The 21,236-nt window shown below is 69.5% G+C and carries 14 protein-coding genes; all 14 read left to right on the forward strand.

Features of this window, described 5'->3' with window-relative positions; genetic code table 11:
* The first annotated feature begins 9 nt into the window (after window positions 1-9).
* A complete protein-coding gene (locus AC5Y4T_RS04165) occupies window positions 10-789 on the forward strand; it encodes an Rv3717 family N-acetylmuramoyl-L-alanine amidase (protein WP_499952249.1) in 780 nt (259 codons plus the stop codon).
* 362 nt (window positions 790-1,151) lie between these two features.
* On the forward strand, window positions 1,152-1,811 hold the full coding sequence (locus tag AC5Y4T_RS04170; RefSeq protein WP_499952252.1) for a DUF4190 domain-containing protein: 660 nt from the start codon (window positions 1,152-1,154) through the stop codon (window positions 1,809-1,811).
* 66 nt (window positions 1,812-1,877) lie between these two features.
* Complete coding sequence (locus AC5Y4T_RS04175) at window positions 1,878-2,543, forward strand: DUF4190 domain-containing protein (RefSeq protein ID WP_499952255.1); 666 nt, start codon at window positions 1,878-1,880, stop codon at window positions 2,541-2,543.
* Window positions 2,544-2,548: 5 nt separating this feature from the next.
* On the forward strand, window positions 2,549-3,103 hold the full coding sequence (locus tag AC5Y4T_RS04180) for a hypothetical protein (RefSeq protein ID WP_499952258.1): 555 nt from the start codon (window positions 2,549-2,551) through the stop codon (window positions 3,101-3,103).
* A 17-nt stretch (window positions 3,104-3,120) separates the two neighbouring features.
* Window positions 3,121-6,087 (forward strand): vWA domain-containing protein, encoded by a 2,967-nt coding sequence (locus AC5Y4T_RS04185; RefSeq protein WP_499952262.1) that lies wholly within the window; start codon window positions 3,121-3,123, stop codon window positions 6,085-6,087.
* Entirely contained in the window at window positions 6,087-9,632 is a 3,546-nt protein-coding gene (locus tag AC5Y4T_RS04190; RefSeq protein WP_499952265.1) for a tubulin-like doman-containing protein, read from the forward strand. The genes AC5Y4T_RS04185 and AC5Y4T_RS04190 overlap by 1 nt, the downstream gene beginning before the upstream one ends.
* A gap of 2 nt (window positions 9,633-9,634) precedes the next feature.
* Window positions 9,635-12,286: a hypothetical protein gene (locus AC5Y4T_RS04195; protein ID WP_499952267.1), complete on the forward strand. Its 2,652-nt coding sequence runs from the start codon at window positions 9,635-9,637 to the stop codon at window positions 12,284-12,286.
* Window positions 12,287-12,288: 2 nt separating this feature from the next.
* Window positions 12,289-14,328, forward strand: a complete 2,040-nt coding sequence (locus tag AC5Y4T_RS04200; RefSeq protein WP_499952270.1) for a SaeA-related protein — start codon at window positions 12,289-12,291, stop codon at window positions 14,326-14,328.
* Window positions 14,325-16,814: a GAP1-N2 domain-containing protein gene (locus AC5Y4T_RS04205; protein ID WP_499952274.1), complete on the forward strand. Its 2,490-nt coding sequence runs from the start codon at window positions 14,325-14,327 to the stop codon at window positions 16,812-16,814. The genes AC5Y4T_RS04200 and AC5Y4T_RS04205 overlap by 4 nt, the downstream gene beginning before the upstream one ends.
* The gene (locus AC5Y4T_RS04210; protein ID WP_499952277.1) at window positions 16,814-17,746 is read left to right on the forward strand and encodes a hypothetical protein; all 933 of its coding nucleotides are present in this window, start codon (window positions 16,814-16,816) and stop codon (window positions 17,744-17,746) included. The genes AC5Y4T_RS04205 and AC5Y4T_RS04210 overlap by 1 nt, the downstream gene beginning before the upstream one ends.
* Window positions 17,747-17,769: 23 nt before the next feature.
* The gene (locus tag AC5Y4T_RS04215) at window positions 17,770-18,924 is read left to right on the forward strand and encodes a hypothetical protein (RefSeq protein ID WP_499950740.1); all 1,155 of its coding nucleotides are present in this window, start codon (window positions 17,770-17,772) and stop codon (window positions 18,922-18,924) included.
* 159 nt (window positions 18,925-19,083) lie between these two features.
* The gene (locus AC5Y4T_RS04220) at window positions 19,084-19,899 is read left to right on the forward strand and encodes a sensor domain-containing protein (protein WP_499952335.1); all 816 of its coding nucleotides are present in this window, start codon (window positions 19,084-19,086) and stop codon (window positions 19,897-19,899) included.
* Between the two features lie 3 nt (window positions 19,900-19,902).
* A complete protein-coding gene (locus AC5Y4T_RS04225) occupies window positions 19,903-20,904 on the forward strand; it encodes a sensor domain-containing protein (protein WP_499915787.1) in 1,002 nt (333 codons plus the stop codon).
* Between the two features lie 4 nt (window positions 20,905-20,908).
* Window positions 20,909-21,226, forward strand: a complete 318-nt coding sequence (locus tag AC5Y4T_RS04230; RefSeq protein ID WP_499915789.1) for a DUF4190 domain-containing protein — start codon at window positions 20,909-20,911, stop codon at window positions 21,224-21,226.
* Window positions 21,227-21,236 lie beyond the last annotated feature (10 nt).

Here is a 21,236-nt window from a genome sequence, read left to right on the forward strand (position 1 = left end):
CATCGCGCGGTGAGTGACCGCCCCGGCGCCTCGCGATCGATGACACGCCGCGACGTCCTGAGAATCGCCGGTCTGATGCCGGCGACCGTCGCTGCGGGTGCGTTGTTGCCCGTCCCGCGGGCAAGGGCCGGGGTGGCCGGGACGTCGGTTTTCCTCGACGCGGGCCACAACGCCGTCAACGACGCCTCGATCAACCAGCAGGTGCCCAACGGCCGCGGCGGCACCAAGCCCTGCCAAACCTCGGGCGCCGTCGCCGACGACGGGTATCCCGAGCACGCGTTCACCTGGGCGGTGGTGGGGCTGATCAACGACTCGCTGAGCCAGATGGGCGCGCGAACCCAGCTGTCGCGCGACAGCGACAGCGGCGTCGGCCCGTGCATCGACCAACGCGCGGCCGCGGCCAACGCCATGCACCCGGACGCGATCGTCAGCATCCACGCCGACGGCGGGCCCGCATCCGGCAGTGGATTCCACGTCAACTACTCCAGCCCGCCGCTGAACGACGTCCAGTCCGGGCCCGCCGTACAGCTGGCCCACGCGATGCGGGATGCCTTGGTCCAGTCCGGTTTACAGCCGGCTGACTACATCGGCTCGGACGGCCTCTACGGCCGCGACGACCTCGCTGGGCTGAACCTGGCCCAGTACCCCGCGGTGCTGGTCGAACTGGGCAACATGAAAAACGCCGGTGACTTGGCGCGAATGGAAAGTCCGGACGGTCGGGCGAAATATGCCGCCGCGGTCACCCAGGGGATAGTCGCCTTTCTCAACTCCAAAGCCCCGACCGGTTAGCGCGAGCTAATTACCCGACGCGCTTCGAACGTCCGGCAGCTAACTTACGCGATGCGCTGGGCTCAGCCATGTGGCAACTCAGTTAACTTCAATGCCGACCGTATAGCGAACGTCGCGTCACAACCTAAATTGCGCGGGTGTGCGGCGCGCCACTATATATAGCAGTACCGAAGGGTGCTTCTCGTGGAAAAAGAGTGCGTCGTGCCTGCACCGACTATGTTGATTTGTTGCGGTGGGACGTCACGAATTTCAAGGCATGTGGTGACGGTGAACGCCGCCGACTGGGCGCGTCGACCGGGAATGGGATGGCGATTGATGAGGGGGATGGGTGACCAGCTCGGGCCCAGCATCGAGGGGCGCCAATGACGTATAGCGGTTACCAGGATCCGTTCGGCGGCGATCCGTTCGGGGGGCAGGGGTCCTCGTTCGGCCAGAACCAGCCGGGTCATCCGCCCGCGGGATCCGGGTCCTTCCCGTCCGGGCCGAAGGTCAACACGTTGGCCACGCTGTCGGCCATCTTCGCGTTCGTCTTCGCGCCGGCCGGTGCCGCGCTGGGCCACGTGGCCCTGTCCCAGATCCGCCAACGCCACGAGCGCGGCCGCGACCGCGCCATCTTCGGGCTGACGGCCTCGTACCTTTTCATCGTGCTCGCGGTCGGCGCCCTGGCGGTATGGCTGGTCACCAGCGGCGGATCGGATTCGAACACGGTCAAGACGGCGGCTCCCAGCCCGTACGTGCCGCCGACCCCGCCGCGCACCACGGTGATCACGGCCCCGCCCGCGCAGCGCCCGAGCGTCTCCGTCGGCGACCTGCACGTGGGTGACTGCATCGAGGTCCAGCAGAACAAGCCGGACCCGTCGGAGAAGGCGGACTTCATCACCATCTACCCGGTCAGGTGCGAGGTGCGCGAAGGCGTGCTGCAGGTGACCCAGCTGCTGTCCAACGACTCCTGCAAGACCCCCACGACGTTGTGGAACAAGACCAAGACCGTGTACGCCTGCATCGTCGACTTCAAGGGTTGACATGGGGCCGCACAGCTCGCGTAGCTCAACACAGCGGTTCGCCGCTACGGCCGGTGGGGTGAACTGATGTATCCCAGCGAAGACCCTTTTGCACCGTCCTCCGGCGACCCGTTCGGCGCGACGCCGCCCACCGTCTCATACGGCGGCGCGCCGACGGCCCCGGTCGGCTACCCGGGTGCGCCGTTCGGCGGGCAGCCGCCGCGCGCCGACTACAACACGCTGGCGGTGCTCTCGCCGGTCTTCGGGGTGATCGTTCCGCCCGCCGGCATCGTCATGGGCCACCTCGCGCTGCCGCAGATCACCCGCAGCGGCGAACGCGGGCGCCCGGCGGCGATCGCCGGCCTGGCGATCGGCTACCTGATGTGCGTCCTGCTGATCCTCGGCGGCGTGTATTGGGGCACCCGCCCGAGCAATTCCACGCCCGCGACCGCCTCCAGCTCCGCCGTGCCCAGGCCGATACCGCCGCGCGTCATCACGTCGGTCGCACCGGGCACCACGGTGCCGCGCGGCCCGAAGCTCGACCTGGCGACCGTGCCGATAGGCACCTGCGTGGAGCTACAGCTGCGCAACAGCACGGGCAATGACGCGCTGGACCTGTTCGGTGTCGACTGCGAACACCGCGACGGGGTGTACACGGTTGCCGCGCGGGTGCGCTCGAACAACGACTGCAACTCAGTGTACGTGGCCGCGCCTCCCGACCGTTCCTTCGCCCTCTGCCTGAACCCGTATTGAGACCGATGAACGCACCAAACCCCTTCGACTTCAGCGACTTCGGGCCGGGCAAGCAGACCCAGTCCGGTGGCGGACAGCAGCCGGCGCAGGGCGGGGGTTTTGCGGGCGGATTCGATCCGTGGGCCAACCAGCGACCCGCCGCGTCGCGAGCCCCCGATGCTTTTCAGGCACCACCGGCGTTCGACCCGACGAGTGGGCGTGACGCGTTCGGGCAACTCACCGCGAGCCCGGCGGGCATCGGCGCGCTGACGACGGCGGGCCCGCCGCTGGTGTGGTTCGCGGTGGCCCTGGCGCTGGGGGTTGCCGGCATTGCGCTGGCCGGTGCAAGCGCGTTGGGCGGCCCGATGATTGCGGCCGCGATCATGGGGTGGCTGCTGGCCGGGCCGCTGGCGATCGGCGCCTTGGCGGTCTTTAGCCGGGTCGACACCCGGCGCCGCACCGAGGCCATCTACTCGGCGCCAACGTGGACCTCGAAGCTGTATTGGATAGTGCTGGCCGTCTGCCTGCTTGGGATAGCCGTGGGGGCGTGGCAGATCGCGCTGTGGGCGGGGACGTTGTAGTGGCCCACTCCTCTCGAATGCCCCGCGGCCGCAACGGCTTTGCGACGCTCGCGCGGGTGGCCGCGGTCGCGGCCCTCGTTGCCGTGCTGAACGTGGCTGGCTGGGCGCCCGTCGCGTGGGCGGCGGGCTCGCCGGGCGCGAGCCGATTCGGGGCCTGCCTGGCTTCGCAGAAGGCCGGCGATCTGCTGCTGTTGTTCGACGAGTCGAGCAGCCTGCAGCAGACCGACCCGCAGGCCGCCCGCGTGCAGGCCGCCCGCTACCTGGTGCAGACGCTGGGCAAATACGCCGACCGGGTGAGCGCGAAACTCGACGTCGCGGTGGCGGGGTTCTCCGATACCTATGTCCCCGAACATGATTGGACCCAGCTCACCGGCTCGACCGCGGACAGCGTTGGGGCGTCGCTGGATCCGATCGCCAAGAAGAACACCGGCATCGACACCGACTACTGGCTGGCCCTCGACGGCGCCCGGCAGGCGCTGACGACGCACGCCGGTTCGGCCGACAAGGGTCAGCGCTGCCAGGCCATCGCCTGGTTCTCCGACGGGATGATCGATTTCACCGCCCGCCCGGTCACCAAGCCCTACGCCGACGGGGTGCCGCTGGACTCGCCGAACGGAATCCCCGACACCACGCAGAAGGCCGTGCAATCCATCTGCCGCCCGAGCGGCCTGGCCGATCAGTTGCGGTCGAGCAACATCATCATGCTCGGAATCGGGCTGGGCGCCAAGCAGACTCCCGGCGACTTCAACGTGATGTCGGCGATCAGCACCGGCAAGGGATTGCAGGGCTTGGCGTGCGGCGCCATCACGGATCCGGTGCCCGGCGACTTCTTTCCCGTCGCCAACATCGACGACATGTTGTTCGCGTTCGACGCGCTCAACCCGGACCCCGGCGTGACCGACCAGGGTGGGGTCTGCCAGATCAAGGTGTGCCCGGAGGCGCGGCACAACTTCGTGCTCGACCGGTCCATCAAAGAGGTCAACATCCTGGGATCCGGCGGCGTGCCCGGCGTCGAACCCTACCTCGTCTCGCCGACCGGGCAGACCCTGCCGCTGCCCAAGAAGGACGGCGCCCAGAACGTCAACGTCGACGGCGTAGCGGTGAGCTACCAATGGCAATCCGAATCGGCGCAGACGATCTCGCTGCAGAACGGCAACGCCCCGCACTGGACCGGGCAATGGGCGATCGTCTACGTCGACACCACCGGCCAGCACGCCGACGCGGTGTCCAAGGTCAGCATTCACATCACCACCGACATCTTCCCGGCCTTGACGGGCGCCGACAAGGTCGCCTGGCACAGCGGGCAGACACTGAAGGGCCTGGTCTTCGGTCTGGTTGACGGCCAAGGCAAGCCGATGGCCCCGAGCGACCTTGCCGGTACGGCCACCATGTCGGCGTCGTTGAGTCCCGATGGCGCCGCGCCGATTCCGCTGCTGACGGCGGCGGGCAAGGATGACATCGCCAAACCCGTCGACGCCGATCTGACCACAGTGGCCCCGGGGCACGCGACGTTGCGGATGTCGCTGGTGATCACCACCGCGAACACCACCGACCAGAACGGCGGGCCGATCGCCGGCACGCAGTTGTCGCCGCAGGAAGTCGATGTGCCCGTGCAGATTCTGCCGAAGGTGGGCCTGCCGACCCCGGGCCAGCGCATCGACTTCGGCACGGTTGAGGGAGCCAAGGGGGCGACCGCGACGCTGAACATCACCGGACCGGGCTGCGCCTGGATCAGCGACACCGATACCCCGACGGTGACGGGCGCACCGGATGGCATCGGCGCGCCGCACGTGGGTTCGCCGACGAATTCGGGCCAGCACTGCCTGAAGGTGCAGGCGGGGGAGACCGCACAGCTGTCGGTCAGCCTGCGCACCGATCACAACGGGCACGGCGGACTCAACGGCACTGTGCCCGTGCATGTTTCGACGCTGGACAACCCGGACGACGCCCAGACCGTGCCGGTGGCCTTCACGGCGTCGATGATCAACCCGCTCAACACCACCAACTTCATCCTGGTGCTCATCGCCGCGCTGCTGCTGGGTCCCGGAATCCCGCTGGCGCTGCTGTACGCATCGAAGTGGTGGGTCAGCAAGATTCCCGACAATCCGCTGCTGGCCGAACGCATCCCGGTGCAGGTCGAGCACGACGCGGTGCTGCGCGGCGGTGAGCCGTTCGCGATGGCCGACACCGACCTGGTGCAACCCGTGACCGGGCTGCCGCCCGGTGGCACCCGCCAGCTGTCGGTGGCCGGGGTGAATCTGTCGGTTGCGCTGAGGCGCAGCCCATTCGGATCCGGGCACGTGGTCGTCGGCGCCGAGGGCTTGGTCAGCGTCGGGTCCAAGCTGCCCGGATCCGACAAGACCGGCCTGCGCGCGGTGCTGCCGCTGGCGGTGCACAACACCTGGGTGCTGCTGCACAACCCGTACGGGCCCGAGAACGCCGCCGAGGTACTGCTGTTGGTGGCCGGAACCACCGACACCGTCGCGCGTGAGCGGCTCTACGAGGACGTCGCGCAACGGCTGCCCGACCTGCTCACCGGGTTGCGGTTGCGCGCCGTGCAGGCCGGCATGACCGCAGCGTTCGCCGCGCCGGGCGAGGCGGCCTCCCCATTCGGTGACACGCCGGCGGGCGTCGTCGTCGCCTCAGCCGGAGACGATCCCTTTGGGAGCGGCGCGGATTCGCCGTTCGCGGCGGCGCCTTCGGTACCTGCGGGGGCGCCTTCGCGGCCCGCGGCGCCGCCCCACGTGCCGACTGGGCCGGTGCCGCCCGGCTTCAATGAGGCGGAGACACAAGAGCGGCCGATCCCCGAACCGATATTCCGCCAAGACGAGACGATGGCAGCCGGCTACCGGTATGACGACGAGGGTGAAGAGCGCGAAGAGCGCGACGACGGCACGCCGCGCGGGCTCCCGCCGACCGATCCGACGCAACCCTCCCATCGATTTGACCCAGATCCATTCGACCCGTTCGGAGAGGGCACCTGATGCGACGATTCCTGGTAGTGGGCTGCGGCGGTTCCGGCGGCGCCACACTGTCCCTGATGATGGACCAGCTGCGCTCCGAACTGCACACCGCTGGAATCGAAAAGCTCTTGGCCGGTTGGCAATTCGTCCACATCGACGTGCCGAGCGCCGCGGAGTCGGGCCCGGAGGGGCTGGCGAACGTTCCCGCCCAGGGCGGCAGCTACGTCGGGTGTGGACCGCAGGGCAGCAGCTACGCCGTCCTGGACGGTGCGCTGTCGCAACGACTGGCGGCAGAATCGGCGTTGGACACCATCGCCACCTGGGCGCCGCGCAGCCCGCAGGAGGTGTCGATCCCGATCTCGGCCGGCGCGGGGCAATACCGGGCGATCGGGCGCATGATCACGCTGAGCAAGGCCGCCGAGATCCACGCCCGGCTACAGGCGGCGTGGGACACGCTGTTTCGCGTCGAGACCGTCTCCGAGATGTCGACGGTCGACGTGCCGGGCATGGGTCGCTTCGACCCCAACGAACCGCCCCTGGTGCTGGTGGTGTCGTCGATGGCCGGCGGTGCGGGGGCGTCGATGGCGCTCGACGTGTGCCGCCTGCTGACCTTGGTCACCGGTCTGGATCCCCGCCTGATGGGCGTATTCATGGTGACGCCCGACATTTTCGACTCGCTCCCGCAGAGCGCCATCATCGGGGTGCGGGCCAACGCGTTGGCGATGCTCGGTGAGATCGTGGCCAGCCAATCCGGTGCCGCCCGCGAACACGACGTGCGAATCCTGCGCGCCTTGGGCCACCATCACGGTGAGGGAGAACCGATTCCGTTCGCGCGGGTGTTCCCCGTCGGCCGCTACATCGGCGCCGACCGCACCCTGTTCGGTGACGGCTCGCAGTACGCGGTGTACCGGGGATTGGCGCGTGGGCTGGCGGGGCTGATGATGAGCGGGCGGGCCAGCGACCAGTTCGTCGCCTACGACCTGGGCAACACCGCCTCGCCGGTGGGTGATCGCGACCTGCTGGGCTGGGGCATCTCGTCGTGGGATGTGTTGCCCTGGGGCACCTATGGCTTCTCCAGCCTGAGCATGGGCCGTGACCGCTACGCCGAATACGCGGCCCAGCGCCTGGCCCGCAGCTGCGTAGACAAGCTGCTCGACGGGCACATGCAGCGGGGCAACCCGGCGTCGAGCACCGAGCAGTTGGACTCGCTGCTGTCCAGCCAATGGGCCGCGCTCTGTGGCGAATTGGGATTGCCACCCAGCGCCGGCGACGAGCAGACCCGGGTGAGCCAGCTCGGCCGCTGGATCGGCACCGAGGCCTTCACCGCCGACACCGTCGTCTCCACCGTCAACGGCCTCATCGACCGCCAACTGCGCAACCACCTGCCCAACCCGGAAGGCGTCACCGCCGAGCAGTGGGTGCCGACCATGCGGCAGGCCGTGCACAACCGGCGCGCCGAGTTGACCCGCGCATGCGCGGAGGCGGCCTACGCCATGGCTTTTCAATGGCACCAGGATTTCGCCAACCGGCTCGAACGGGTCGTCGGCGCGGCCGTCGCCTCGCTGGGATTGCCGTTTGCGCGGGAAGTCGTCGACCAGCTGCGCCGCCACATCGATGACCACCTCACCGCCGGGGTTGCGCAGCTGGGCAACATGGGCCCGCCCGACATCGTGGCGTTCTCGCCGCAGGTGGACGCCGGGCTCAAATCGCTGCACGGGGTGATGACCAACACCGATCAGGTGGTGGCCGCCGTGGTGGACGGGTTCCGCGCGACGGTGCGCCGCCAGCTGTTCGCCGACGCGGCCGCCCGCATCGCCGACGTGCTGCGGGTGGTGGGGCTGGAACTGCTGGTGCCGCTGCGGGATCGGCTCAGCGAGGCGATGATCCAGCTGGAGAACGCCCGCTCGGAGCCGCCGACCGACGTGGGCCTGGCGCGCCTGGCCACCGACCAGTACGCGGCCTGGCCGGCGGACGCCGACGAATTGGTGCCCAGCCGGTTCGCGGAGGCGAACAACGAAGTGCTGCTGATCAATTCGACCGCGTTCAAGGGCCGCTACGAGGCCGACCTGCCGAAGGCGGTGGCCGGCGCCAACGCGATGATCCCGCTGCAGTCGGCCATCGAGGAGGCCACCACGCGGGTGATCCTGGGGGAGTGGCAGACCACCGGCGGTGTGGCCGCACCCGGCGGGCTGATCGAGCGCACCGCGACGTGGGTCACGCGGGCGCTGGGCACCGACCCGGAGACCGGCCGCGCGCGGGTGCCCTCGATCGCGCAGTTCGACATCCACACCCGCCCAGTGGAATTGTTGCGCCGGGCCCGGCTCTACGTGGAGCGGCCGGGGGAGTCGTTCGCCGAATTCTGCAAGGTGTCGCTACGCGACTACGTGCAGGGGGCGGGAGCCTCGGAGTCGGAGTTGGTGGCGCGCCGCCGCGACATCGCCACCAAGTTCGCCGAGGCGCTGTCGCTGGCGCGACCCCTGGCCAGCGTCAACGACCAGGCGCTGCAACGGGTCCACCCCGGCCAGCAAACCGAATACCGCTACAAGTTCTCCGAGATTCCGTTCGCCGGTCAACCGGTGGACCGCGAACTGTTCGAAGTCATCCGCAACAATCCGCGGATCGACCAGGCGACCAAGGACAACTACGGGCGTTCGCTGTCCGACGAGGACAGCGTCACCCGAATCGACATCTTCGGCTCGTATCCCAACTACTCGCCGCTGGCGTTCGACTCGGTGCTCAAGCCCGCGGCCCAGCAATGGGCGCAGACCGCGGGGCCCGGGCGGGGCGCCTTCTGGAAATACCGTCGCTCCCGGCCACTTTCGGCGTCGCTGCCAATGACCGACGAGCAGCGATTCACGATGACCGGCGGCTGGTTCGTCGGCCAGCTGCTGGGCCGCATCCAGATCCCGGCGTCACCGTTCACCGAGCCGGTGCGGATCTACGACGCCGACAGCGGGCAGTGGCTGAACTTCCCGAACCCGCTGCTGACACCGCCGTCGGCGTTCCACGCTCCCTACGACTGGCTGCCGGCGGTGCTGGAGTCGATCCTGCTGGCCATCGCGCAGTCGCACGAGCCGCCGGTGATGCGCTCGCTGCGGCCCTACAGCGTGCTGCGTGAGCTTTACGACGCGCATTCGCAAGACCCCGCCAGCGGCATCGTCGCGCTGTCGGCGCAGGGACTGCTGCGCGAATTCCTGCAGGGGGCCTCGAGCGCGCCCGGGGTGCAGTCGCGGGTCCCGGGCATCGCCGAGGCCCAGACCGCCGACGAGCGCGCCGCTGCGGCGATCGAGTGGTTGACCACCATCCGTGACGTTGCGACGCAGTATCTTCCGGCCGACATGGCCGGCGCCACGCCGGGCGGGGCGTTCACGACGGTGCCGACGCGAACCACGGCGTCGAACACGCCGATGTTCCGCGATCTCGCGCCCGACGTGTACGCGGCCACCGGTGCGCTGATCAACCTGATCCAGCACGAGGCCGAGGCGCTGGCGGCCGGCGCGGCCGCGGGCGGCCCGGTGCTCGACGGCGGAGCGCCCGTGGTGATTCCCGAAGGCGGGACGTTCTGACGATGGCCGCATCCCCCGACACCTCGCTCACCGTGGTCGTGGCCCCGCACCTGCAGACCGACGAGCTTCTGGGCATCCTGTGCGATTACTCGTCCGCCGGGCTGCTGGGCGTCTTCGTCTGGGTGGACGCCGGCGATGCGCGGGGGCCCGCCACAGCGGCGACGATGGTGCGCGATGGCCGGTCGGAAAGCGTTGTGCTGCAACAGGTGTTGACCGCCCAGCATTACGACCGGGTCCGGGTGGCGGTGCTGGTTCCCCTCGATGCGCCGGCCGAGCAGCGGGCGCCGCTGGCCGCCGAGCAGTTCGTCGAACAAGTCGTGCGCAGCACCGCCAGGGGAGCCGCGATGACCCTGCTCCGGATGCTGCTCACCAGTGGGCGCGCCGGCGCCAGTCAGCTCGGCGCGTCGGTGGTGGTGGAGGGCTGGCACAACCTGCTGATCGCACCGGAGGATTCGCCGGCACCCGGGTTGGGCGCGGTGCCGTGGGGGCATCTCGCCGAACCGCTGGATCTGGCCCAGCGCGCCGCGCCGGTGGTCGCGGCGGTGGCCGGTTTGTGGGCCGATGTGCAGCAGACCCCTTTCGACAGTGTGGAGATCCTGCCGGGCCAGACGCTGCGCGCGGTGCGCGCGTTCTACCGCAGCCTGGACACCGCCGAGGTGGAACGCCGGCTGCGGGCGCGGCTGTTCGATCCGGCGGGGCGGCTGCCGCTGCCGCACGGCGGCCAGGTGCCGGTGCTCTACGTCGAGGACGTTGCGGCGGCCACCCAGGCGATGGCCCGCGCGCTGTGGACCAAACATCGCGACGTGCTGCGCGGACCGCGGCTGGGTGCCGACGATGTTGCCACCCAAGCAATTTCGATCTGGGCCGCGATGAAGATGTTCCTGCGCTTCATGGGCGGCGCTTTGCGCAACGCGCCGTCGGCGTGGTTGTCGGCGGTCAAGGGATCGGTATCGGCGGTGTTGGCCTCGACGGTGCAGGGCACCGTGTTCGGCGGCCGCGAATCGGCGTTCTCGGTGGTCACCAGCAGCCAGCTCGCCGACTGGCAGGACCTGGGCCGCAGCGCCGACACACTCAACGCCGCCATCGGGGGAACAGCGGGCAACGGTCAACTGGCGCAACAGGATCTGAGCCCGCTGTGGATCGATTTCGTCAACGGCGCCCTGACCCTTGCCGACGGCGGACGCCGGGCGAAGGGGCTCGACCCGATTCAAGTGGGCGCTGGCGTGGGTGTGTTGGCCAACGCGGCCGACGTCGTTCCCAGCCGCGCGGACCGGTTCAGGGCGATCCCGACGTCGCTGGCCGCGGTGATCGGCGTCAGCGACCTGGAGCCTGCCGACGTGCTGGGCGCGGCGGATCTGCGCCAGCGGCTGCAGCGCGCCTACTCCGACCCCGCCGCCGGCGTCGAGGCGCGCGGGGTGTCGACCGAGCTGGAGCGCTGGCAACAGCATGCGTCGAAAAGCTATGCCTGGCAGGCGGGATCGATCCTGACCGACTTCTTGGGGCGGGCCCGCACCGAGGTGGCGCAGATCGCCGAGCAGATTCAGCGGGCGGCCAGCGAGATCTCGATCGACGAGCGGGTGCGCGCCCGCCAGCAAGCCATCGGCACCATCCTGGCCACAATGACCTGGGCGACCATGGGGGTCCTCGTCGTGCTGGTCGGCCTCGCGGCGGTCGGCTTCACGGGCTGGAAGTACACGTTGATCACCGGCGGAATTTTGCTCGGCCTCTACATCGTGGTGTCGCTGACGTTGTTCCTGTTCGCCCAGCGCGACATGTTCACGTTGATGAATCTGCGGAAATCTCAACAGAATCAGCTCGAGATGATGCAGGCGAACCTGCAGACCGCGCTGCAGGACGTCAGCCGCCTGTCCACCGCGTACGGCCAGTATCTGTCGTGGTGTCGCGTGCTGGGGCCGGTGCTACGCGCGCCCTTTGGACCCGCACCCGCGGGGCGCTCGCCGGCGCCGCTGATTTCCGACGGCCTGCCCCGCTGCGCCCAGGTCGGGGTCGCCGACCCCAACGCGGAGCGCGCCGACGATGCGGCCCATGCCATTCAGCGCCGCCTGTACGCGCTCGGCTGGCTGACCAAGCCGTGGCAGGACATGGTCGCCCACGCAGCGGGCCGGCTACGGGAGGAGCCCGAAATGCTGTATCGGATGCCGGGTTTCAAGACCGCCTCGGGTCTGGACCAATGGTCGGCGGCCGTCGCCTCCGGGCAGGTGCACTCCACCGGCGCCGAGGCGCTATGGCAACGCGTCGAGCAGATGTTCGCCGAGGACAGCCGCGTGGGAAACGCGCTGACCGGTGCCGTCTTCGCTCCCGCGATGGGGCAGCACGTCGGGTCCGAACAGTTCGCCGCCGGTGTCGTCGACCATCGGCCGGGACACGCCGCCCCGTTCGACGGATCGGTGTTCACCGACGCGGCGATGACCGCGAGCCGCTGCGCGGTGGCCATCGATACGGCCGCACTTGCCCGGCCCGGCCTGGGATTTCGGGCCGCGGTGGTGCAGGCCAGCGACGGGCTGGCGCCCTATGACTTCACCCTGTTCGAGGTTCCGTTGGCCGCCGCGTCGGGAGTGGAGATGGAGAAGACCGCGGTGATCACCCACACCGAGCACCGCGACGTGCCGCCCGGCGGGGATTTGGTGTTCTAGTCATGCCCGATCCGCAACATGCCGGCGACGCCGACGACCCCCGCCTCAACGCCCTGATCGCGTGGCGCCAGCGCCTGATCGATTCCGGGGCGGTGTCCAAGGCCGGCTTCAAGGAAACCCACCTGCGGCTGATTCTGCGGTCCGGACGCACGGACGTGGAACAGATCCGGGCGATGCTGCCCGGCTCGGTCGCCGAGTACGCCGAGGAGTTGGCGGCCGTTTTGGCCGAGGTGGAGTCGCAGCCGTCGCCGGGCCGGCATCGCCCGGCCGGCCTGTCCGCGGTTGGACCCGACGGTGATCCGACCCACGCCGCAGACAGCACGACGAGCGACGAATTGCCGTTGAATGCAGCCGATTTCGCCGCATACGCCTTCGGTGAGCAGACCGGCCCGTTGGCCGCCGTCACCGTCAGACCGTCACGGCCCGACGACGGCGACACCGCGGGCAGCGAGCTGACCTGGACGCCGTACCTACCGGGCGGCGATGCCGTGGTGATCTACCGGCTGGTCGCGCAAGAGGACAACGCGCCGTACTCCCCGGACCGGGCCCGGCTGGTGGCGGCCACCCACGCGACCACCGCGGCCGACCACGAGCCCTCTGCCGCAGCGGTGCGCTACTACCAGGTGTGGGTCAACGTCGGCAGTACCCGCGCCGAAGCGCTTGCGGCGCAGCCGATCAAGCACGCCGAGGGTGTGGCCGTCAGCCCGGTGCGCGATTGCGTGGTTCGGCAGGACAACGGCAAGGTCATCGGCAGTTGGACGGTGCCTTCGGCGGTCAGCACCGTGTTCGTGTCCCGGATGCTGGCCGAGGAAGCCGGTCGTGAGGGGCCGCAGCATCGGATCTTGCTGGACCGCGACAACCGTGCCGGGTTCGTCGACTCCGACCCAGCGCCGGGGCGGCGCTACGTGTATCGGGTTCGGGCCGCGGTCCCGGTCAACGGCGTGCTGCGACTGGCAGCGCCGGTCGACGCCGAGGTCGAAATCGCCGCCGTCCTAACGCCGGTCACCGATTTGATGGTGACGTCGGCGCCGGGGGCCACCGACGGCTTCGAGCTCACCTGGCAGCCGCCCTCCGCCGGCGAGGTGGTGATCTATCGAAGCCAGAAGGGCCCGGCCGCCGGCGCCGAGGCCAATGACCTGCCCGAGGCCGCGCTCGAGCAGGTCGGACTGACCCCGGATTTGCGCCTGACGCAACCGATCACCCAGCAGGCCGGTCCCGACGGGCGGCCGTGGTCGATGATGTCGGGGGTGTCGTGGCCGACGGACTGGAGCCGCGCCTACTTCACCCCGGTCACCGTGCTGGCGGGTCGTGCGTTGCTGGGCAAGACTTTTTGTTCGGTGCGCACCGGGGTCATTCGGGATGTCGAGCTGGCCGAGTACTGCAACAAGCAGGTTTTGACGTTCGACTGGCCGCAGGGCGCCGCCGTCGTCGTGGTGTATCTGGCCCCCAAGGGCTATGACCCGCGCAACGGTTTGACCGGCACGTCCTACGAAATCACCGTCGAGCAGTACGAGAAGTACGGCGGCCTGCAACTGCCCAACGGCAAACTGCCGGTGAGCGGGTGTTCCCTGCACCTGGCGCCGGTGGCGTTCTCCGCCGGCCGCCGGGCCATCGGCACCGTACGCAGCATCGAATACGCGGGCCTGTTGCGGTTGCAGTACGCGGTGCAGTTGAGCCGCGATCCGCACGGACAGCCGTCGCACGCCACCATCTACATGCGGTCCGAATACGAAGTGCCGGGCTCACCGGCATTCGTCTTGATCAACAACCCCGACCGAATTCCGTTGTCGCCCACCGACGGCGAGGCGCTGGACGCCGCGCCGCTGGACGCACAGGGCGGCCTGGCGGCCACCCCCTCCAAGGAACTGCGATGGTCGGCCCTGACCACCGCCGGCACCGCCGAGCCCTGGGCCGTCGACCTGCGGGGCCGACGCGGATGGATCCGATTGTTCGTCAACACGCCCTCGGCGGCGCGGCTGCGCACCATCGCGCTGCTGGACCCGCCGGTGCACAGCCTCCGTTTGAGCGTGGGCGCGCCGTGACCCCGCGCTACGGCCAGTTGGCCTACACGAGTTTCGACCAGCCGGGCGGCGCTGGCGGCTGGCAGGTCAAGCAGACGACCGGGGATTTGTCGCCCGAGGAGACCCAACGCCTCGCGTCCGGTGTCCGCACCGCGTTTCGGCCCGTCATCCCGCTCCCCGACTACCCCACCCCGGAACAGTTGGACGCGGCGCCACGGCGGCTGGAGTACCGGCGTTGGGCCGGCGACGCGGCCGGCTACTGGCACACCGTCGCCGCCGGCGCCGACAGCACGGGGCGCCCGGGCAACGTGTTCGCCCACGTATTGCTGGACCGGGCACCGGATTCCGCGCCGCGGCTGCGGCCCATTCAGCGGTGGGGCTCGCCCGCCTGGCTACGCCCGTTCGGCGCCGCGGCCGTCGAGCGCGCCGCCCTGCCCGCCGACCCGCCGGGCGCAGCGCACGTCGTCACCCGGGAAAGCGCGATCGCGTTCGCGCTGGACACCACGACCTGGCGGGTCGGCACCCTGCTCGGGCTGCTCGACGCGGTGGCGGCGGCCCTCGATGGCGGCGCGCCCGTCGTCCTGGGTACCGTCTCCGTCGACTCCGCTGCGCAGTGGATCGGCCTGGTGAGTTTTTTGATGTCACCGGGGGCCGCGGCCACCCTGAACTTCAGCACCTTCGACCGCGCCGACCAGCTCGGCTCGGCGCAGCACGCCATCGCGCACCTGACCGCGGTGCCCATCGGTGACTTGGACACGCTGCCAACGGGTTTCGTCGTCATCGACGAGACCGCGACGCTGTCGCTGGGGGAGCTGGGTGGCGAACCCCATCGGACCGCGGCCGGTCAGGCGATCGACGTCACCGCCTGGTCGGTGATGGCGCAAGAGGTGCTACTCGACCCGCAATCGGCACTGGCGATGCTCGACGAACTCGACCGCCGGGCCGCCCAAACCGACGATCGGGGCCTGCACCCGGCCTGGCCATTGGCGGTCACGATCGCCGCCGACGAAGATTTCGCGGCCGCCCATCCCGAGGCCAACGCGATCATCACCGCCCACTCGCCGGCCGGCATCACCCCCGGGTCTCCGACCGAACGCCTTGTCGACGAGGCGCTTTCGGCCCTGGTCGGCCACACCACGCCCGACGCGTGGAAGGCGGCCGAACAGAACCTGCCCGGGTTCGCCGGCGAACACGCCGCGCTGACCTACCTGTGCCGCGCGATCGGCGACGACACCTGGCTGGATCAGCTCGGCCCGATCCCATTGAGCGCCAACACCTATCACGGCCGTGCGGTTCCCGAACCGCTGACGGCCGCGCTGGGCCCGGCGCTGGAGCGGGCCGGCGCCGCCGGTGACCCGCAGCGGCTGCTCAAGCTGGTCGACCTGCTACTGAGAGCGGGCGTCGACGACGATCGCCTGACTCAGGCCCTCACCGAAGGCGTCGCGGCCCAGCTCGCCGACCCGCACACCGGGCCCACGCTGGCCCGGCGGTTGACGCACCGGCTCGGCCCCGAAACCCGGATCGCCGCGGCCGCCGCGGCGCTGCGCCTGAGTTGTGAACGCGCCACGCCGATCAGCGACGCCGTGCTCGATTGGTTCGCCGATGGATCGACCATGCCCGCGGCGGCCGAACTGCTTGGCGCACAACCGTGGGACGCGACGTGGACGCGAGCTGCGGTGTGCGGCATGCGCGCCGAACGCAACCCCGGTGAGGCGGATCGCTTCGCCGAGCTCTGGTGGCTCGCGGCCAACGGGTCGCCGCGCCGCGACGAGCTGGCGGCCCAACGGATCTGGGATCCCACCCAGCTGCTGGCGGCGGGCGGCGCCACGATGAGCACCGCCGCGCTGTTGCCGACCCTGCTGGGGGCGCCCGACAGTGAATCACTGGCCCGGTTGGCCGACGAGATCACCGGCGCTAACAACGATGACCTCGCGGTGGCATGCGCGGCGCTGCGGATGGTCGATCCGGCATCCTGGGTGCAGCGGGGCTACCTCAACACTCATCAGCAGGCTTATGCCGGGCTGTGGGACACGGCACTACGCGAGATCGGGCCTGAGCGAATACATCCCGACTGCGCGGTGCGGGTGGCGGTGTTCGCGGCCCTGGGCTTGATCGCGGGACAGCCGCGACCGGTTGCGGCGGGCCGGCTGGCCGGCGACCCGCTGGTGGCCGGCGCGGCGACCGAGCAGGTGCTGGCCCTGGCGGACAGCGAGATCGTCACGGCCACCGAGGTTGTGGCGGCCAGCCTGTTGCGCACCGACGCCGCCGAGCCGGGCGACGCCGTCGATGGCGTGCTGGCCGCGGCCGCCGCCGCGGTGACGGCGAGACGGCCGTTCAGCGATGACGACCAGGAGGGGGTGCTCGCGGTGATGATGCGGATGGTCGGCAGCAACGATGCGGCACCGCCGCGGCGCTACCGGAAGCTGGTGAACACGGCGCTGACCCGCCGCGCCGACGGGCTTGCCCCGCAGACGGCCCCGCCGGCTCAGATGTGGAGGAACCGCTGATGCCGATCTACGCCCTGACCGCACGTAATCAACGCGCGCACATACCCGTTGGGCCGCTTTCGGTGTCGATCAGCGGTGCGGTCCGCGACGCGACGCTCGACATCCAGGGCGCACCGGGCCAGCCCGTGGTGCGCTCGAGCCCTCATCATGTCGTCTTGCCCTCGCTGACCGGTCCCGTCACCGTCGCCGTCCGGCCCGCATTCACCACGCAGTTCGGTGCCGGCGCCGTGGTGCACCTGGCGATCGCGCACGATGTGCCCGACGAAGCCGACCCGGTGCAGGTGCTGTTCGATCCGGTGGATGTCAGCGGCGACACCACGGTGGTGTTCGCCGAGCTGCGTCCGGCCGGTCACCACATCGAAGTCGCTGTCACCGCCGCCGCCGACACGGCGCTGAGCCCGCTGGCGGCAGCGGCGCGGACGTCCGCGCGGCGTCTCATCGGCCGCGACCGCAAGCAGGCCCACGCCGAACTGGTTGTCGCGCTGAACAGTTCGGCGTCGATGCGGCCCTGGTTCGCCGACGGCAGCGCGGCGGCCGCCACCGACGTGGCGGTCGGGGTGGCCGATGCCCTCGGGATTCACGACGTCGCCGCGGTCCTCGTCGGCGCCGACGTCACCAAGGTTCCGGTGGACGGACACGCCAACGGACCGGGGCTGGGGCTGGCCGAGGCGGTTCGCAAGGTGCAGCCGCGATGGTCGGCGGGTGCACGCTGGTCGCGGCTGCGCACCGACATCGCCACCGTGGCCTGTTCGGACTTCCCGGCCAGCGGCGTGCACAGCGGATTCGCCTTGATCACCCTGTCGGATGACCGCCGTGCCGCCGGGCCACGGCTGCCGGCACCGCGGTCGGGGCAAGATGCCACCGCCGAACTGCTGGCGCATCCGCAGGTGCTCGACGAGATCGCCGCCGGCCTTGTTCGGGCGCTGACATGACCGCTCCGACCGCCCCGGCGATATTGACGAAATGTCCACGCTGCTTTGGGCTTCTGGATCCCGATCATCACCTGTGGACGCTCGCGCCCGCCAGCGGCGCGCCGCGCTACCACGACGAGGTCGGCTCGGCGTTTCTGGGCGCCAAGGCCGACATCGGCCCGATGTTCCGGTGGGATCGGCCGCCCGGATACAACGGTCCGCCGCCGCCGAACATCGCCGCGCAGGCGCTGCGCGGCCCCGTCCTCGAGATCTGCCCGGTCTGCCATTTCACCCTGCCCGACCGGTGGCGGGAGGGTCAGGCTTATTGCATCGCGATGGCGGGGGCCCGCGCCACCGGCAAGAGCCTTTACATCGGCGTGCTGGTCCGCCAGCTGCAGCTGTTGTGCGAACACCTCGGGTTCGCGATGGCGCCCGCGACGCGCTCGACGGCCGTCGCGTACGCCACCCATTACGAGACACCGCTGTTCGTGCAGCGCGGTCTCATCCCGCCGACGCCCACGATGATGACGCAGACCTCGACTCAGCGCGAGCCGCTGATCTTCAGCCTGGGCACGTGGCATGGGATCCAGCGTTACCTGGTGTTGCGCGACGTCGCCGGTGAGGACATGGAGTCCGGGAACCTGCATTCTCCGCCGTTTCGGTTCTTCAGCAACGCCGAGGCCGTGTTCTTCATGTTCGATCCGCTTCGGGTGCAATCGATTCGGGATCAGCTGCAGGACCTGCTGCCCCCGCAGATGGTGAGCGGCGGGGACCCGCGCGGCGTGCTGAACAACGTGATGATGGCCATCGGTTCCGGTGAACCGCGGCTCGCGGTCATTTTGTCGAAGTTCGACGCCCTTCGAGCGCTGCGGGATGTCGACGGGTCCGAGTGGAGCATGGTGATGTCCAACGCCGGGGCCGCCTATCTGCGTGATCCCTCGGATTCCGTGCTCTACGACGACAACGACGGTCAGCTGCTGCACGAGGAGGTCCGCAGCCTGCTCACCCGGCTCAACGCCGGCTCGATCATCGCCGGGGTCGAAAACCCCTCCACGCCCCGGCGATTGAGGCACCGGTTCTTCGTCGTCTCCGCCCTCGGCCAGCCACCCAGCGGGCAGCGCCTACACGCCCGGGGCATCGCCCCGTTCCGCTGCGTCGACCCGGTCCGCTGGGTGACTTCGAGTTTCGGTGTGCTCTAGGCAGTCGCGAACATGACGATCCCACCTCGAAACCCGTTCGAGCACAATCCGTTCGGCGGCACCCCGTTCGGCAGCAATCCCGCTGCGCCTCCGGTGTCTTCGCCGCCGACGGCACCGCCGCCGGACCGTCCACCGGTCAACGCCCTGGCGACGTTGTCGGTGGTGTTCGCGTTCGTGTTCGCCCCCGTCGGTGCCGCCCTGGGGCACCTGAGCCTTCGGCAGATCCAGCGCACCGGGCAGCGCGGCCGCGATCGGGCACTGGTCGGGACGGTGCTGTCGTATGCGGTGATCGTCGTCGTGGTCGGAGTTTTGGTGGTGTGGGGTTTGCAGCCCTCGGGCGCTCCGGCGCACATCGCCGCGCCCACCACCACAGCGGCGCCGATAGTGAAACCGGCCGATTTACCTGCACTGATCCCCAGCCTCGATGACGTTAAAGTCATCACCGGTGAGCAGACCCTGACGATCGGCGGAGCATCGCACCAGCCGCAGCCGGCCCTAGAAACCCTCGACCGACCGGAGTGTAGGGGAGCCCTTGACGTTGGCGTGCCGGAACTTTATAACGGCGGTGCGATGCAAGGCTTCTACGTCGCAATGTACGTCGAAGGGGCAGGGGGCGATTCATACAATACGGTCACGGTGGGCCCGGGCGTCGCGTCGTTCGTCGACGGAGCCGCGGCGCGAACAGAGCTGACGAAATTTCTCTCAGTGTGGCGCCAATGTAACGGAGCTTCAGTGAAAGACACCTGGCCGAACAAGGCGCCTTTCATGATTTCGGTGACTGGGCCGCTCGACGTCGGGAACGGCATCAGCACAGTCGAACTGGCATCGGAGGCGTCGCTGAATGTGCACGCGGTCGCGGCCAAGGCAAACGTCTTCATCGACCTGCTGGTGTCCTACACCGGCAACGGCACCGACCGCGCCCGGCAAGCCGCCGTGGACGTCGCCAACCAGATACTCAACAAGATTCCGAGCTGAGCCATGACGAATCCACAGGAACCCTCCGGGCCCAATGCCTTCGGTGGCAACCCCTTTGGTGGTGCTCCGTACGGCGGAATGCCGCCCGGCCCGCCGATCTACACGGCGCCGCCACCGCAGCGGCCGCGCACCAACATCTTTGCGACGATGTCGGTGGTGTTCGCGTTCGTCTTCGCCCCCGCCGGGGCGGTGCTGGGGCATCTAGGTCTCAAGCAGATACGCCGCTCCGGCGAACGGGGCCGCGACCGCGCGATCGTCGGGCTGATGCTGTCGTACGCGGTCATCACGCTGACGGTGGTGGCCGTGGTGGCCTGGGCATCGCAGACCGACAGCGGCCCGTCCCGGACGGCGTCAACCACGAGTAGGGCAGCATCAACCACTTCTGCGCCGTCCTCGCCTATGGTCACGCCCACGGGCCTGCCCGGACTGCTGCCGACCATCGACGACGTCAAACGGTTCATGGGGATCCCCAACCTCGTTGCCCTTCCGCCCACCTACAAGCCGGGCCCGGACTCCGACAGCGCCTCCGTTGATCGCCCCGAGTGCTGGCCGGTGATGGGCGGCGGCGCCCCGAACAGTGATATGCAGGCCCTCGTCGGCTATTACGGCTTGGTGCTGATCGACGACCACGACGTACCTGCCCTGAAGGAAGCGGGACAGGTGGTCATGGCCTTTCGTGACCCGCCGGCCGCGCAGCGACAATTGACGAATCTGGTGTCGATATGGCGAAAATGTGGAGGCTCGACGATGAACATCCTGCCGCCCCCGGGCAAGCAGTCGCCGCCGGTGGCGGTGACCATGGGCGTCCCCTCCGACGCCGGAAACGGCATCACCGTCATGGTTTTGACCACGCAGGGCCCGGCGATGCGATCTCGTAACGATCGCGCGATCGTCGCCAAGAACAATGTGGTGGTGGACATCAACGTCGTGCTGGTGGACACCGATCGGGGCGAGCAAGCCGCCCTGGACATCGCCAACTACATCCTGGGCAAGATCCCGAGTTGAGCCGATGACGAATCCCTTTGGCCCCGGCCCGTTTCAGCCCAATCCGTTCGGCGCGGGTGCGCCTGGCCCGCATCCAGTACCGCAGCCACCTCCTGGCCCGCCGCGGGACGAAGCCAATGTGTTGGCGACGCTGTCGGTGGTGTTTGCGTTCGTCTTCGCCCCAGCGGGACTGATCCTGGGGCATCTGGGGTTAGCCCAGATTCGCCAGACCGGCCAGCGTGGTCGCGAGCGTGCCTTGGTCGGGGTGACGCTGTCGTACGTGTTCATCACCGCGTTGGTGGTCGCGCTGATCGTCGCGGCCGTCATGCCCGAGACGATCTAGCTCAGGCCGC

This window comes from Mycobacterium sp. NGS11 (genome assembly GCF_059813315.1).

Coding starts and splice junctions, on each gene's coding strand:
- AC5Y4T_RS04170 (WP_499952252.1), top strand. CDS start 1,152: ATGACGTATAGCGGTTACCAGGATCCGTTCGGCGGCGATCCGTTCGGG.
- AC5Y4T_RS04175 (WP_499952255.1), top strand. CDS start 1,878: ATGTATCCCAGCGAAGACCCTTTTGCACCGTCCTCCGGCGACCCGTTC.
- AC5Y4T_RS04180 (WP_499952258.1), top strand. CDS start 2,549: ATGAACGCACCAAACCCCTTCGACTTCAGCGACTTCGGGCCGGGCAAG.
- AC5Y4T_RS04185 (WP_499952262.1), top strand. CDS start 3,121: ATGCCCCGCGGCCGCAACGGCTTTGCGACGCTCGCGCGGGTGGCCGCG.
- AC5Y4T_RS04190 (WP_499952265.1), top strand. CDS start 6,087: ATGCGACGATTCCTGGTAGTGGGCTGCGGCGGTTCCGGCGGCGCCACA.
- AC5Y4T_RS04195 (WP_499952267.1), top strand. CDS start 9,635: ATGGCCGCATCCCCCGACACCTCGCTCACCGTGGTCGTGGCCCCGCAC.
- AC5Y4T_RS04200 (WP_499952270.1), top strand. CDS start 12,289: ATGCCCGATCCGCAACATGCCGGCGACGCCGACGACCCCCGCCTCAAC.
- AC5Y4T_RS04210 (WP_499952277.1), top strand. CDS start 16,814: ATGCCGATCTACGCCCTGACCGCACGTAATCAACGCGCGCACATACCC.
- AC5Y4T_RS04225 (WP_499915787.1), top strand. CDS start 19,903: ATGACGAATCCACAGGAACCCTCCGGGCCCAATGCCTTCGGTGGCAAC.
- AC5Y4T_RS04230 (WP_499915789.1), top strand. CDS start 20,909: ATGACGAATCCCTTTGGCCCCGGCCCGTTTCAGCCCAATCCGTTCGGC.